The organism is Rhodococcus sp. LB1 (assembly GCF_001583455.1).
GTDB classification, from domain to species: domain Bacteria; phylum Actinomycetota; class Actinomycetes; order Mycobacteriales; family Mycobacteriaceae; genus Rhodococcus_F; species Rhodococcus_F opacus.
On the sequence record NZ_LTCZ01000389.1, the window covers coordinates 1 to 13,421 of the forward strand.

Genomic DNA, 13,421 nt, shown 5'->3' on the forward strand with positions numbered 1-13,421 from the left:
CTCGAAGTGTTGCAGCAGCAGTTGTCGGTACAAGTTTCTGTGAACATCAGACACATGTACCTAACCTGTGACAACAGTCACAAGCTCGGCGCAACTCTACCCGCGCGTATTTCCGGTCCGCGGGCGGTCGACAGCACTCAGGCCTGCGAGTCCTCGATGAGATGCTCGAACGGTTTCAGGTTCGCCAGTGACTCCCCGCGTGAGACACGCCACTCCCACTCACGCTTGATGGAACCGGCGAAACCGAGCTCGAGGAGGGTGTTGAAGTCGCCGTCGGCCGCCTCGAGCACCTGCCCGAGAATCCGGTCCAGTTCGTCCGCGGTCACCGCGTGCTCGGCGATCTGACCGACCAGGTAGATGTCGCCGATCTTGTCGATCGTGTACGCCACCGAGTACAGCCGGCGATTGCGCCGCAGCAGGTACTTGTAGACGCCTTCGAAGTTCTCGTCGGGCTTGCGGCAGACGAACGCCTCGACGCGCAGACCGTGCTTGCCGACGGTCAGGAGCGTGGTGGTCTTGAGCTTGCGCTCGCCGGGCAACTCGACGATGAAGTGCGTCGAGTCCTTCCTCGTGAAGTCCATCTCACGTTCGGTCAGGGCGGACTCGATCGCTTCGGCCAGCTCGCTCATGCGCGCACTCCCCCGGCCCTGCGCAGCTTCCACAGTCCGCGTCCGCGACGCGGGGAGAATTCGCTGGGGCCGTGTCCGTAGTTGTAGTTGACGGTCGCCATCCGATAGCTCTCGAGGAGTCCGTCGGCCGTGTGTTCCCAGGAGAAATTCTCCGCGTGACGAGGAGCCTCGGCGGCCAGCGCGGCGAGCCTGCCGGGCTCCGAGACCAGCGACTGCAACGCCGTCGCCCAGTCCTCGGTGCGGTGCCCGTCCACGAGAAGCCCGGTCTCGCAGTTCCGGACGGCGACGCCGAGACCGCCCACGTTCGCGGCGATCACCGGCGTGCCGCAGGCTTGCGCCTCGATGGCCACCAGCCCGAACGACTCCGAATAACTCGGCACCGCAACGAGATCCGAAGCCCGGTACACGTCGACGAGTCGATCGGGCGCCTGCGGCGGGAGGAACGTCACCCGCGCGGCGATGCCGAGCGAGGACGCGAGTTCGATCAACGCGTCCGGCCGAGCCAGCCCGGAACCGGACGGGCCGCCGACCACGAGCACCCGCAGTGTCGATTCGGGATCTCGGGCGATCAGTTCCGCGGCGGCACGGAGCAGGACGTCGGGCGCCTTGAGCGGCTGGATGCGTCCGACGAACGTCACGACGGTCTCGCGCGGGTCGAGCCCCAGCTTCGCCCGGGCCGCGGCCCGGTCGCCCGGCCGGTACCGCGTCAGATCTGCGCCGGGCGCCACCACGTCGATCCGGTTCGGGTCGGCGCCGTAATGGCGGACCAGCTGATCGGATTCCTCGGTGGTGTTGGCCACGAGCCGGTCGGACTCGGCCACCACCTGCTGCTCGCCGATCTGGCGGGCGGCCGGTTCGGGAGTGTCACCGTCGGCCAGCGACAGATTCTTGACCGCGGCGAGCGTGTGCGCGGTGTGCACGAGCGGCACACCCCAGCGGTCGCGGGCGAGCCAGCCGACCTGCCCCGACAACCAGTAGTGCGAGTGCACCAGGTTGTAGTAGCCCGGTTCGTGGCGCGCCTCCTCGCGGAGCACCCCGGCGACGAACGCGCAGAGTTGGGTGGGCAGATCCTGCTTGTCCAGCCCCTCGAACGGGCCCGCTACGACGTTCCGGACGAGGACCCCCGGCGCCGCTTCCTGGACCGGTGCGTCGGCGGACGACGTGGCCCGGGTGAAGATTTCCACCTCGACGCCGCGCCGCGCCATTTGGATGGCGGACTGCAGCACGTAGACGTTCATGCCGCCCGCATCGCCGGTACCGGGCTGCGCCAGTGGTGAGGTGTGGACCGAGAGGACGGCCACCCTGCGGGGGCGCGAGTTGTGCATGGGCGTCACCACTCCATAGTGCTCCCTCACCGATCGGCCCCTTTAACCGAGGTTGTCGACGAACTCGCCGACCTCCTTCACGAACCTCTCGGGATCCTCCACGAACGGTCCGTGATCGCAGCCTTCCCAGAACGACGCCCGCGCCTGCGGGATCAGTTCTGCAGCGTGCCTACCAGCCGAGACATCGACGACGGAGTCCTCGGTGCCGTGCAGGACGAGCACCGGCACGTCGAGGGACCGGAGCAGGTCGTCGTGGCTCGCAGACCGGTTGAAGAGTGCGGCCCGCACCCGGGGCGGGGTGGCGAGGCTGGCCCCGAACAGCGCCTGCGACTGTGCGCCCTTGCCTTCCGGCGGTCCGGTGAGCGCGTTGCCGAACGCGCCCAGCGCGCGGATCGCCTCGCGCGGCTCCTCGGACATCGCGCCGGGGATCGCCGCGCGCATCGCCGCACCGACCTTGCCGCCTGCCTCCCCGCGACCGATGCTGGTGATGGCTCCGACGAAGACCACACCGTCGACGGCGGACGTGCCGTGCGACGCCAGGTAGTCGCAGATCACGAGGCCGCCGTAGGACCAGCCGAGGAGCACGGCGCCGGACGCGACGCCTTCGACCATGAGCACCGCGTCGACGTCCCCGGCCCAGACCGCGGAGTCGGCGTAGCCGGTGTCGGGCGCACCCGAGTAGCCGTGTCCGCGCAGGTCGACGGCGATGACGCGGTAGCGGGCCGCGAGTTCGTCGAGCACCCCAGGGCCCCAGCACTTCGAGGACTGCGCCCAACCGTGCAGGAGTACCAGGGCCCGCGCGTCGGGGTCACCGGTCACCGAGTAGACGAGGGGCGTTCCGTCGACGCCGACTGTTTCACGAATAGCCATGGGGTCACCATAGAGGCCAGCAGCGCGGCGACCGCCGCCACCGCGTAGCCCGCGGTCGTGCCGAATTCGTCGATCATCCGGCCCGCGAGTGCCGACCCCACGGCGACGCCGACACCCAGCCCGGTGACGATCCAGGTGATGCCCTCGGTCAGCGCGGCCGCGGGCACGATCTGCTCGACGAGACCGGTCGTGACGATCATGATCGGTGCCACCGTCATCCCCGCCACCGCGTAGGCGACGGCGAGCGCCGGAATGCTGTCGGCCAGAAGGAGTGGAACCGTCAGGACTGCCACCGCGAGAACCGCGACCATCAGCTGTTTCCGGAGCGGCGCCGACACCCGGATCGCGCCGAACACGATGCCCGCCACAGCGGAACCGGCCGCGAACAGAGCCAGCACCACGGTGGCGGAGGCGGGTGCGTCGTGGCTTCGGGTGAAGGCGATGGCACCGACGTCGATGACGCCGAAGATCGTGCCCATCGACACCATCACCGCCACGAGGATCCACACGGCGGGGGTCCGGACGACGGACGGGCGGCCGTCGTGCGTTGCCGAATGCACGGGGGGTTCGGTGCCGCGCTGAGCGACGAGTGCGAGCGTGCCGACCACCAGCAGGACGAGACCCGCGAGCGGTCCCGCCTCGGGGAACACCGTGACGGACAATCCGACGGAGACCACCGGTCCCGCGATGAAGCACAGCTCGTCCACCACCGCCTCGAACGCGAACGCCGTCCGCAACAGTGACGTGCCGCGGTACAGCTCGGTCCAGCGGGCGCGCACCATCGCACCGATCGTGGGCATGCAGCCGGCGGGAACGGCCCACACGAACAGCACCCAGTCGGGCGTCCCGAACCGGACGCACACCAGCATCGCGGCGATGGACGTCGCGCTGATCCCCGACGCGACGGGAAGGACGCGGGACTGCCCGTACCGGTCCACCGCCCGGGACACGACCGGGGTGATGAACGCGTAGGTCAGCGCGAACACCGCGGCGAGGGCACCGGCCAGTGCGTAGTCGCCGCGCAGTTCGGACAGCATCGTGACGATGCCGATGCCGACCATGGCGATCGGTACCCGCGCAACGAATCCTGCGGCGGAGAACGCTGCGGAGCCGGGAGCGGCGAAGATCTGACGATAGGTACCGAGCACGCGTCGAGCCTCACAGATCGTGGCCGCGACTTCCAGCACGTGCGAGTATTGCGCTCATGAGTGTCCTGGTGTGTTTCCACGCCCATCCCGACGACGAAGTGTTCACCACGGGCGGCGTGATGCGTCAGGCCGCCGACGCCGGTCATCGCGTCGTCGTGGTTACCGCGACGGACGGGGCGCTCGGCGAGGCCCCCGACGGGATCCTGACCGACGGCGAATCACTCGCCGAGCGTCGGCGCCGCGAGCTGGAGGAGTCGACGTCGCTGCTCGGCGCCCAGCGTGTGGTGTTGCTGCACTACGCGGATTCCGGGATGGCGGGAACGCCGGAGAACGAGAACCCCGCCGCGTTCTGCAACGTCGACGTCGAGGAGGCCGCTGCCCGGCTGGCCGCGATCCTCGTCGAGGAATCCGCCGACGTGGTCACCATCTACGACCCCAACGGTGGCTACGGTCATCCCGATCATGTCCAGGTGCATCACGTGGGCATCCGGGCCGCCGAACTGGCCGGTGTGCCGCACGTCTACGAGGCCGCCGTGAGCCGCGACCACATCCGGCGGCTCATGGCCGCGAATCCGGAGTGGTCCGAGAACGCCCAGCCACCGGACCTCGACACGTTCGGTCTGCCGGACTCCGAGATCACCACGGTCGTGGACGTCACCTCGGCCATGGACGCCAAGCGCGCCGCGATGCACGCGCACGCCACCCAGATCGGGGATTTCGGCCCGTTCCTGCAGATGCCCGAAGACCAGTTGCGGGCGGCGTTCGGTCAGGAATGGTTCCGCCGCCGCGGGGCACCGGCCGGCCTCGCGGAGTCTTCGCTGCCCCTCTGATCGACCGGCCCGGTTGTCTCCGCGAACCGCCTGCGCGGGTTCGGTTCCGCGCCTAGCATCCACGGGTATGGATCCCGCTGATCTCGTCGCGACCATGCCGTTCGCCGTGCACACCGGGGTTCGCCTCACCAAGGCCGCACCCGAGGAGGTCGTCGGGCACCTCGAGTGGGAACAGCACCGCACCACCGCGGGAAACGGCATGCACGGCGGGGCGCTGATGACGCTCGCCGACAGTGTCGGAGCCGTCTGCGCGTTTCTCAATCTTCCGGCGGGAGCGTCCACGTCGACCACGAGTTCGAGCACGGTGTTCACCCGCGGCGTCCGCAAGGGCACCGTCACCGCGACCGCGCGTCCGCTGCACGCCGGACGAACCACGGTCGCCGTCGTCACCGAACTGCGGGACGACGAGGACCGGCTCGTGGCGCAAGTGACGCAGTCGCAGGCGGTGCTGCACCCCCAGCCGGGAAGCTGACCGATGTCGCGTCTGCTGCGGGCGTACCGCTCCACGGGAGCGGATCTGCCGTTCGGCAACGTCCTCGCCGCGCACGACGTCGCGATGGAAGGCTATTTCTGGCGGTTCACCCAGCCCGCGACGGGACAGGTCGTCGTCGCGCTGGCGGGAATCAATCGGGCCGCGGACGGGCACTGGGCGACGCTCGGTCTCGCCGGTCACCCCACCCGGTTTCTGCGGACCGCCGCGCACCCGGAGGGCTACGCCAACCAATCCGGGCTCGGCGCCTTCGCCGGCGACGCGTTCCGCGGGTCCGTCGACCGTGTGCACGTGGACCTCGGGCGGGACGCCCGCCTCGACGTCCGGATCGGCGCCCAGGTGCCGTGGCCGCGGCGCAGGCTCGGCGGGTCGAGTGTGTTCCAGACCGTCCCCGCGCTGAACCAGTACTGGCACCCGTGGCTGCTCGGCGGACGGGCCGAGGGCACGGCCGTGCTGGGCGGCACCGAGATCGACCTCGACGGCGCCCAGGTCTACGGCGAAAAAAATTGGGGCAAGGGCGGATTCCCCGACTCCTGGTGGTGGGGCCAGGCTCAGGGTTTCGCCGACCGTCAGGCGTGTGTCGCGTTCGCGGGCGGCGAGATCACCGCGGGCGGGCTGCGCACCGAGGTCACGGCCGTCGTCGTCGCGCTGCCCGACGGCACGGTGTTCCGCCTCGGCAACCCGGTCACCTCCCCCGTCCGGGCGCATGTCACGGACGATCGGTGGTCGCTGCGGGGCCGCGGTCGCACGTGGAGCGTCGAGATCGAGGGCGGTTCCCCACTGAGCGCGGCGCACGTGCTGCCGGTTCCGCTCCCCGCCGAGCGTCGCAACATCCCCGGCGCCCTCGAACACCTCGCGGGCTCGATGAGTGTCACGGTCCGCCGTCGCGGTGAGCTCGTCTGGGCCGACGAGTCACCACTCGCCGCGTTGGAGCACGGCGGTATCGAGCGGGCGCGTGCGGAGCTGCGCAGGCGGGGTGCGCCACCGGACGCGACATCGGCGCCGCCACTCAGCTGATCACCTCGAGCTCGGGTGGCTGCAATGCCTCGACGATCTCGGCGGTCTCCGCGTGGAGAACCCCTATTCGCCCGGCCTCCTCCAGGTGGCGCGCATCGACGCCCGAGATCGCGTCGGCGGCGACGAGCACCTTGTAGTCGCGTTCGCTGGCGTCGAAGATCGTGGCGCGCGGGCAGTGGGGATAGTTGCATCCCGCGATCACCACGGTGTCGACCCGCCACTGGCGCAGGCGGTCGTCGAGTTCGGTGCGGTAGAACGAACTCCACCGGGGTTTGAACAGGATGTGTTCGGTCGGCGAGACGGGCTGGAGGCCGCCGCCGAGGAGCGACTCGGGGTCGAGCGGTGGCACCCCCAGCTCCGGCGCCACCTGGGAGCCGGCAGTGCCCGGTCTGGCGATGTCGAGTCCGGCCGCGAGCACGCGGCGCCGGCACAGGTCGACGTCGTCGCCCTCGTACAACCGGACGACGTGCACGATCGGGGCCGAGGCCTCCCGGTAGGCGTCTACGAGACGAGCGATCGCGGGCAGTACCGCCGAGGTGCCGGGAATCGGGGCGGTCCCGCCGTCGACGAAGTCCACCTGCGTGTCGACGACGAGCAGCGCGGACCGGCCGAGATCGGGAGCGAGGAACGGATCCGAGTTCTGCCGCCAGTGGGTCACGCAGCAAATCTAACGCTCGCACGCACCCTGTAGCCGGAATCACAGGGACCGGTTCATTCACACGAAACGGGGGTTTGGGACCATGGAGTGGGTGGGGTAGTGCGAGAAGGGTCCCAACCGATGACTGTGAGCGATGAGAACTGGCCGTCGATCGGCGCGACAGGGGCGCGCTTCGGATCAGCCAGCCGGCGCCGCAGCGCCAGGAAAGAGCAGGACCCGAGCCCGCCGCAGCCGGCCGAGTGGGTGGAGCCCGGCCGCGCCGAGGCCGCTCCCTTGCAGGTGGAACCCGATTCCGAACCCGCCGATCAGACTCCCCAGGCGGTCGACAGTCCTGCCGCCGAGCCCACCGAGTGGGTGACACCCGAAGACACCGTCTCCATCGTCCGGCCGTTCATCCTCACGGGCGGTCGGACCGAGTCCGGGGTCGATCTGCCACTGGAGGCGCTCATCGCCGCCCGCCCGGACGGGGACACCGTCGTGGACGGGATGCCGGCGCCGGACGAACTGCGCCGCGTCTTCGCGCTGTGCTCCGAACCGCGGTCGGTGGCCGAGATCGCGTCGCTCGCCTCGATCCCGCTCGGCGTCGCGCGCGTACTCCTCGGCGACCTCGCCGCGGCCGGGGCGGTGACCGTGAACGAGACCGCCGGGTCCACCGGGCCGGACCGGAAACTGATGGAACGCGTCCTCGACGGGCTGCGCAAACTCTGAGCTGCACCGGGTAGCAGGTACCCGGGGAAGAAGCATAACGAATTCGTCCGCCGCACAAATATTTTCCCGTGCGGCTGACGAATTGCTGTGACGCTAGATCGACGTCCGGCGCATCGCTCCGACCGGATCGGAGTAGATGGTGCTCAGCGACACCACCGTCGAGGCGTACTCCTGCACCCGGTTGCCGAATCCGGAAATGCGAATGTCCCTGCGCTCCAGCGACGATGCCTGCGCGAAGGCCTCCGCGACGTGCGGGATGCCGGCCGGATACTCGGTGAACGCCTGACCTCCGAGAATCACCCGGTCAGGGTTGAACAGGTCCCGCAGCATGGCGACCGTCTTCCCGAGCACCTGAGCACGTTCCACCAGAAGCTTCTGCGCGGGAACGGAACCCGAGGACGCCGCCTTGTAGAGGGCACTCATCGTCGGCCGCTGGTTCGACTCCGGGAGGATGCCCGCATCGAGGGCCGCGGAAATGACCGCGCGATCGCTGATCGTCGCCTCGAGGCACCCGCGTGACCCGCACGAGCACTGCGCCGACGAGCCGGTCGGCAAGTGCGCGATGGAACCGGGACCGCTCGACGGCGTGTGAACGCGGCCGTCGATGGTGATCGCGATGCCGGCCGTCTCACGGGCGTAGAAGTACAGGCCCGTTTCGCCTTGCGCGACACCGTCTTCGCTGTCCGGGCTCAGCAGCAGTTCGGACGCGGCCATCGCCTCGACGTGCGCCGCGACGGAGACGGGCAACCCGAGTCCGGTCGCGATGATGGCGCCGACCTGGGCGGACTTCCATCCCAGCCGGGGATGGTCGACGACACCGGTCTGCGGATCGACCCGACCGCCGAGTGCGACACCCGCCCACAGCGGGCGACGCCGGTGCCAGCGGGAGGCGAAGGCCCGCGCGCTGCGTGCGATGCCGGCGAGTGCGTCGGCGGACGCGCCCTGCGGGGTGGGCACCTCGACCGCGCCGAGGACCTTCCCGCGCAGGTCACTGGCGATGATGCTGGTCACGACCGCGCCGATGTGAATGCCCACCGTCAGGTAGGGCTCGTGGTTGACCTCGAACGGAACCCGCGGACGACCGATCGCGCCGGACGGCGTGAGGTCGCCGCGTTCGCGCAGCAGCCCGAGGTCGAGGAGCGCCGACACCTGACGGTTGACGGTGGCGATGCTCAGGCCGGTCGCCTTCGCGGCGACGTCCCGGGACAACGGGCCGCGTGACCGGGCCACCCGCAGAACACCGGCGGCCGGGCCGTCGCTGATCCGCAGTTCGGGGGGAACGATGTGGAGACGGGGACGGGACACAGGCCGCTGGAATCGAGATGCGGAGCCGGTCCGGGTGGGGCTGGAAAGAGTGGGGGTAGACACGTGGCAGTCCTTGCATGCGGAGGCGGTGCGCACCTTCGTCCGAACGCTGCATCCGTCCCAGGCCGAGAGTGGGACGACCGAGGACGATCGATCAGGAGAAGACTGCGCGAATTAGCTGCAGATGCTGAGACAGCGACAACACAGTTCCCGCGCCAAGGGCAGCCGCGAGCCCAGCGCGGAAGTCACATAGGTGACCCGCGGAGCGGTCGACTGGCCTGAAGACATGACACGAAAGTAGCAGCTTCGGTCGGTTTCACCAATCGGAGGGCGCGTCGGCGTGTGCCTCCGCCCCGCGCCGCTTCGGCAGTTCCCGCCGTGGGGAGGCACCACCGGCGGCGCTCCCCGGAGACCGTCACCACCCTTGACGGCAATCGTGTTTCACGACACAATACGCCGGGATACCAACCGAACGTACGGTTATAGGAGCGAGATGTATCGATGTGATCGCCACCGGTCTGCCACGGACCGGACCAGGGGTTGTCGATGAAGACGACGAAGGCGCTGCTAGCCCTCGGGGTCGGACTCAGCGTGCTGCTGACCGCCTGTTCGGCCACCGGAACGCAGGACTCCCCCGCATCCGGGATCACCGTGAAGAGGGACGGTTACGGAATCCCCCACGTGTACGCCGACACCACGCGCGCGCTGTACTCCGGATACGGCTACTCGGTCGCCGAGGACCGGCTGTTCCAGATGGAGATGGCCAAGCGGTCGTCGATCGGCACGGCGGCCGAGGTGCTCGGACCCGACTACGTCGAGATCGACAAGACGGCGCGCAATAGCATCGATCCACAATCGATCAAGGATCAACTGGCCCGGCTGCCGCAGAATGAACACGACATCTTCGAGGGCTACGCCGAGGGGTTCAACAAGCGGATCGACGAGGTCGGAGCAGATCCGGCACGCCTGATGCCGAAGCAGTTCCTGGACGCCGATTTCCGGCCCGAGCACTGGACCGGGTACGACGTGGCCATGGTCTGGGTGCAGACCATGGCCAACAGGTTCTCCCAGTCGAGCAGTGAACTCGCGAACCTCCAGGTCCTGAAGAGCCTCCAGGCGAAGAACGGCGACGAGAAGGGCAGGCAACTCTTCGACCAGCTGATCTGGGCCGAGGAAGATCCCGGCGCCCCGACGACGGTTCCCCGCGACGAATCGGCTTCGCCCGACGACGAGCCGCACGCGATGTCACAGGAAGCTCATCTCTCCGACGTCACGCAGGCTCTGCCCGACGCGAATCTGACCCGGATGAAGAACGCGGGCGGAGGCGAATGGCCGCACATGAAACCCGAGGCCAGCAACCTGTGGATGGTCGGCGCCGACAAGACCGCCGACGGCACATCCGTTCTGATGAACGGACCGCAGTTCGGCTGGTTCAACCCGTCCTACGTGTACGGCGTCGGTTTGCACGGCGCCGGTCTCGACGTCGCGGGAAACACCCCCTATGCCGTCCCTACCGTCCTGTTCGGCACCAACAAGACGATCTCGTGGGGGGCGACCGCCGGGCCGCTCGACGTCAACGACGTCTATCAGGAAGTCCTCGACCCCTCGAACGAGCACGCGTACCGGTACGACGGCGAGTACCGCCCGATGGAGGTGCGGAACGAGACGATCGAGGTGCGGGGCGGCCCAGACGTCGCGTACCCCGTCTACTCGACGGTGCACGGCCGCGTCACCAGCTTCGACACCCCGAACGGCAGTGCCTACTCCCTGAAGGAGAGCTGGGCGGGATACGAGATCCAGTCGCTGGTCGCCTGGATCGACATCATGAAGGCCACGAGCTGGGACGAGTTCCTCGAGCAGGCGAAGAAAGTGGCCATCACCATCAACTGGTACTACGCCGACAACCGGGGAAACATCGGTTACGTCTCCCCCGGTCGACTGCCGGTCCGCCCCACCGACCAGGACCGTCGACTTCCGGCGATCGGCGACGGCAGCATGGAGTGGGAGGGCATCCGCCCCTTCGAGGACAACCCGCAGTCGTACAACCCCGAGCAGGGCTATCTGGCCAACTGGAACAATCAGTCCGCGGCAGGCGCACTCGCCGACGGCTACAACTGGTCTCCCGTCGACCGCGTGCGAGCCATCACCACTCGACTCGAGGCCAAGGACAAGTTCACCCCCGGCGAGATCTGGGACATCAACCGGGAGGCGTCGTTCGCCGACCTCAACGTCGACTATCTGCTGCCGTACCTGGCGCAGGCCACCGAGCAACTGCCCGACGGCGACCCTGTCGCCGCAGGCGTGAACATGCTCCGCGACTGGGACGGACAGGCCACCGACGACAACGCGGACGGCGTGTACGACGGCCCGCAACCGGCGATCATGCGCACGTGGCTGCCGATCCTGTTCGACGCGGTGATCCGGGACGACGTTCCGGAGGACGTGTACGCCTCGTACGCGGCCAAGGTGTATCCCGCCGCGGGCACCGCGCGTCCTGCCGAGGCGACGAAACTCGTCTACAACGCCCTGCGCGGCGACGAGTCCGGAGTTCCACAGACCACCGACTTCTTCAACGGAGCGGACCGGATGTCCGTCCTCCGTTCGACGTTCGGCCAGGCAATGGACCGGCTGCGCACCGAGCAGGGCCCCGACCCCGCCGGCTGGACGATGCCGGTCGGCGCGAATCGGTTCGACTACAAGAACTACCTGGGCGTCCCCCAGGCCGGTAGCGACGAGGTGCTGTCCCTGTCGCCGTACATGAACCGTGGAACCCAGAACGACCGCATCGTGCTCGGCGACGGCATCGCCGACCTCTGCACTGTCGGGCCGCCCGGCCAGAGCGGGTTCATCGCACCGGACGGTACGCGTTCACAGCACTACAGCGACCAGATGGACATGTACCGGAACTTCCAGTGCAAGACCGACCACCTGACCGAACAGTCGGTCGACGCGAACAAGACCAGCGAGGTGACGTCGAACTAGTGGGCCCGGCAGTTCGGTAGGCATCCCGTCATCACCCCCGCCGGGGCAGCACGTCCGCTGCCCCGGCACCCTCGAAGGAAATCGACATGACCTCCACCCAGATCTCCGTGACACCCCGGGCGACCATCCGGCCGCTGAAGGTGGCCGGCGCCAGTCTCATCGGGACCGCCATCGAGTGGTACGACTACTTCATCTACGGCATGGCCGCGGCAATCGTGTTCGGCCCGTTGTTCTTTCCGTCCTTCTCCTCCATCGCGGGCACGCTGGCCGCGTTCGCGACGTTCTCCGTCGGCTTCATTGCACGGCCGATCGGCGGCGTGGTCATGGGCCACTTCGGTGACCGCATCGGACGCAAGTCCATGCTCGTCCTGTCCCTGATGCTGATGGGCGGCGCGACCGTCGGCATCGGACTGCTGCCCACGTACGCCACCATCGGAGTCTGGGCACCGATTCTGCTGGTCACCCTGCGATTCGTTCAGGGGATCGGGGTCGGCGGAGAGTGGGGCGGCGCGGTGCTGATGGCGGTGGAGCACGCCCCCGCCCACCGGAAGGGTTTCTACGGGAGTTTCCCGCAGATGGGTGTCCCCGGCGGCCTGATCCTGGCGAATCTCGTGTTCCTGGGGGTGTCGACGAGCCTCAGCGAGGAAGCGTTCCTGTCCTGGGGCTGGCGGGTCCCGTTCCTGGCCAGTGCGGTGATGGTGCTGATGGGGCTCGTCATCCGGTTCACCATCACCGAGAGCCCCGACTTCGAGAAGGTCAAGAGCACGCACCGCGATCAACGACTGCCGATCGTCACCGTCCTCCGGGAGAACCTGCGCGAAGTACTGCTGGCCGCGGGCGCGTTCATCGGCATCAACACGGTCGGTTACATCTTCATGGCGTACCTGCTGTCCTATTCGACGAAGGTCCTGGGCATGAGCAAGACGCTCGTGCTCGTCTTCACGCTGGTCGCCTCGTTCGTGTGGTTGATCGTCATCCCCGTCGCGTCGATGCTGTCGGACCGGTACGGCCGGCGGCGACTCCTCGTCACGGGCTCGGTGGGGCTGACCGTCTGGGCGGCCGCGCTGTTCCCGCTGATCGACCTCGGGAACCCGGCGGTGATGATGCTCGCCCTCCTCGGCACGGCGGTGTTCATGGGCATCGTCTACGGGCCGATCGCGGCACTGTTCACCGAACTCTTCAGCGCCGAGGTCCGGTACAGCGGTGCGTCGCTCGGCTACCAGATCGGATCGGTTCTCGGCGGCGGGCTCGCCCCGACTGTGGCCGCCGCGCTGTACGCGAACTGGGGTTCGTCGGCACCGATCACCCTGTACCTCACCGCGGTCACGCTGCTCAGCCTGCTCTGCGTCGTCGCGATCACACGGAAGGTTCGCGCCGCCGCGTAGCGCCGACACGATCGACGCTCTCGTCGCCGCCGCACCGGCCTGCCGATGCGGCGGCGACGTCGTTGCGCGCCCGC

At 68.6% G+C, this 13,421-nt stretch carries 12 protein-coding genes; 6 read left to right on the forward strand and 6 right to left on the reverse strand.

Annotated elements, in window-relative coordinates; all coding sequences use genetic code 11:
• Positions 1-137 precede the first annotated feature (137 nt).
• The 4 genes from AZG88_RS36455 to AZG88_RS36470 are packed head-to-tail and all read right to left on the reverse strand — an operon-like array spanning position 138 to position 3,972.
• Positions 138-629 (reverse strand): YbjN domain-containing protein, encoded by a 492-nt coding sequence (locus AZG88_RS36455; RefSeq protein WP_061700517.1) that lies wholly within the window; start codon positions 627-629, stop codon positions 138-140.
• Complete coding sequence (gene mshA, locus AZG88_RS36460; protein ID WP_197488002.1) at positions 626-1,984, reverse strand: D-inositol-3-phosphate glycosyltransferase; 1,359 nt, start codon at positions 1,982-1,984, stop codon at positions 626-628. The genes AZG88_RS36455 and mshA overlap by 4 nt, the downstream gene beginning before the upstream one ends.
• Before the next feature lie 12 nt (positions 1,985-1,996).
• Entirely contained in the window at positions 1,997-2,824 is an 828-nt protein-coding gene (locus AZG88_RS36465; RefSeq protein ID WP_061700519.1) for an alpha/beta fold hydrolase, read from the reverse strand.
• Positions 2,770-3,972, reverse strand: a complete 1,203-nt coding sequence (locus AZG88_RS36470) for an MFS transporter (protein ID WP_005251936.1) — start codon at positions 3,970-3,972, stop codon at positions 2,770-2,772. The genes AZG88_RS36465 and AZG88_RS36470 overlap by 55 nt, the downstream gene beginning before the upstream one ends.
• Positions 3,973-4,028: 56 nt before the next feature.
• On the opposite strand from AZG88_RS36470, the gene AZG88_RS36475 reads away from it, so the two are divergent.
• The 3 genes from AZG88_RS36475 (at position 4,029) to AZG88_RS36485 (ending at position 6,309) form a co-directional block, all read left to right on the forward strand.
• Positions 4,029-4,802, forward strand: coding sequence for a PIG-L family deacetylase (locus AZG88_RS36475; RefSeq protein ID WP_005566246.1), 774 nt, complete (start codon positions 4,029-4,031; stop codon positions 4,800-4,802).
• Positions 4,803-4,869: 67 nt separating this feature from the next.
• Entirely contained in the window at positions 4,870-5,274 is a 405-nt protein-coding gene (locus AZG88_RS36480) for a PaaI family thioesterase (protein ID WP_005251933.1), read from the forward strand.
• A gap of 3 nt (positions 5,275-5,277) precedes the next feature.
• Positions 5,278-6,309 carry a tocopherol cyclase family protein gene (locus AZG88_RS36485; protein WP_061700520.1) on the forward strand — a complete coding sequence of 344 codons (1,032 nt, stop codon included), beginning with the start codon at positions 5,278-5,280 and terminating at the stop codon, positions 6,307-6,309.
• On the opposite strand, the gene AZG88_RS36490 is transcribed toward AZG88_RS36485, so the two are convergent.
• Entirely contained in the window at positions 6,302-6,967 is a 666-nt protein-coding gene (locus tag AZG88_RS36490; protein WP_061700521.1) for a cysteine hydrolase family protein, read from the reverse strand. The genes AZG88_RS36485 and AZG88_RS36490 overlap by 8 nt on opposite strands.
• A 120-nt stretch (positions 6,968-7,087) precedes the next feature.
• Between AZG88_RS36490 and AZG88_RS36495 the strand changes: the two genes are divergently transcribed.
• Positions 7,088-7,675, forward strand: coding sequence for a DUF742 domain-containing protein (locus AZG88_RS36495; protein ID WP_005251926.1), 588 nt, complete (start codon positions 7,088-7,090; stop codon positions 7,673-7,675).
• Between the two features lie 93 nt (positions 7,676-7,768).
• On the opposite strand, the gene AZG88_RS36500 is transcribed toward AZG88_RS36495, so the two are convergent.
• Positions 7,769-9,043: an ROK family transcriptional regulator gene (locus AZG88_RS36500; protein ID WP_005251924.1), complete on the reverse strand. Its 1,275-nt coding sequence runs from the start codon at positions 9,041-9,043 to the stop codon at positions 7,769-7,771.
• A 483-nt stretch (positions 9,044-9,526) separates the two neighbouring features.
• Between AZG88_RS36500 and AZG88_RS36505 the strand changes: the two genes are divergently transcribed.
• Both AZG88_RS36505 and AZG88_RS36510 read left to right on the forward strand, forming a co-directional pair.
• Complete coding sequence (locus tag AZG88_RS36505; protein WP_061700522.1) at positions 9,527-11,962, forward strand: penicillin acylase family protein; 2,436 nt, start codon at positions 9,527-9,529, stop codon at positions 11,960-11,962.
• Positions 11,963-12,048: 86 nt separating this feature from the next.
• The gene (locus tag AZG88_RS36510; protein ID WP_061700523.1) at positions 12,049-13,347 is read left to right on the forward strand and encodes an MFS transporter; all 1,299 of its coding nucleotides are present in this window, start codon (positions 12,049-12,051) and stop codon (positions 13,345-13,347) included.
• Positions 13,348-13,421 lie beyond the last annotated feature (74 nt).

Coding starts and splice junctions, on each gene's coding strand:
- AZG88_RS36455 (WP_061700517.1), bottom strand. CDS start 629: ATGAGCGAGCTGGCCGAAGCGATCGAGTCCGCCCTGACCGAACGTGAG.
- AZG88_RS36465 (WP_061700519.1), bottom strand. CDS start 2,824: ATGGCTATTCGTGAAACAGTCGGCGTCGACGGAACGCCCCTCGTCTAC.
- AZG88_RS36475 (WP_005566246.1), top strand. CDS start 4,029: ATGAGTGTCCTGGTGTGTTTCCACGCCCATCCCGACGACGAAGTGTTC.
- AZG88_RS36480 (WP_005251933.1), top strand. CDS start 4,870: ATGGATCCCGCTGATCTCGTCGCGACCATGCCGTTCGCCGTGCACACC.
- AZG88_RS36485 (WP_061700520.1), top strand. CDS start 5,278: ATGTCGCGTCTGCTGCGGGCGTACCGCTCCACGGGAGCGGATCTGCCG.
- AZG88_RS36495 (WP_005251926.1), top strand. CDS start 7,088: ATGACTGTGAGCGATGAGAACTGGCCGTCGATCGGCGCGACAGGGGCG.
- AZG88_RS36505 (WP_061700522.1), top strand. CDS start 9,527: ATGAAGACGACGAAGGCGCTGCTAGCCCTCGGGGTCGGACTCAGCGTG.
- AZG88_RS36510 (WP_061700523.1), top strand. CDS start 12,049: ATGACCTCCACCCAGATCTCCGTGACACCCCGGGCGACCATCCGGCCG.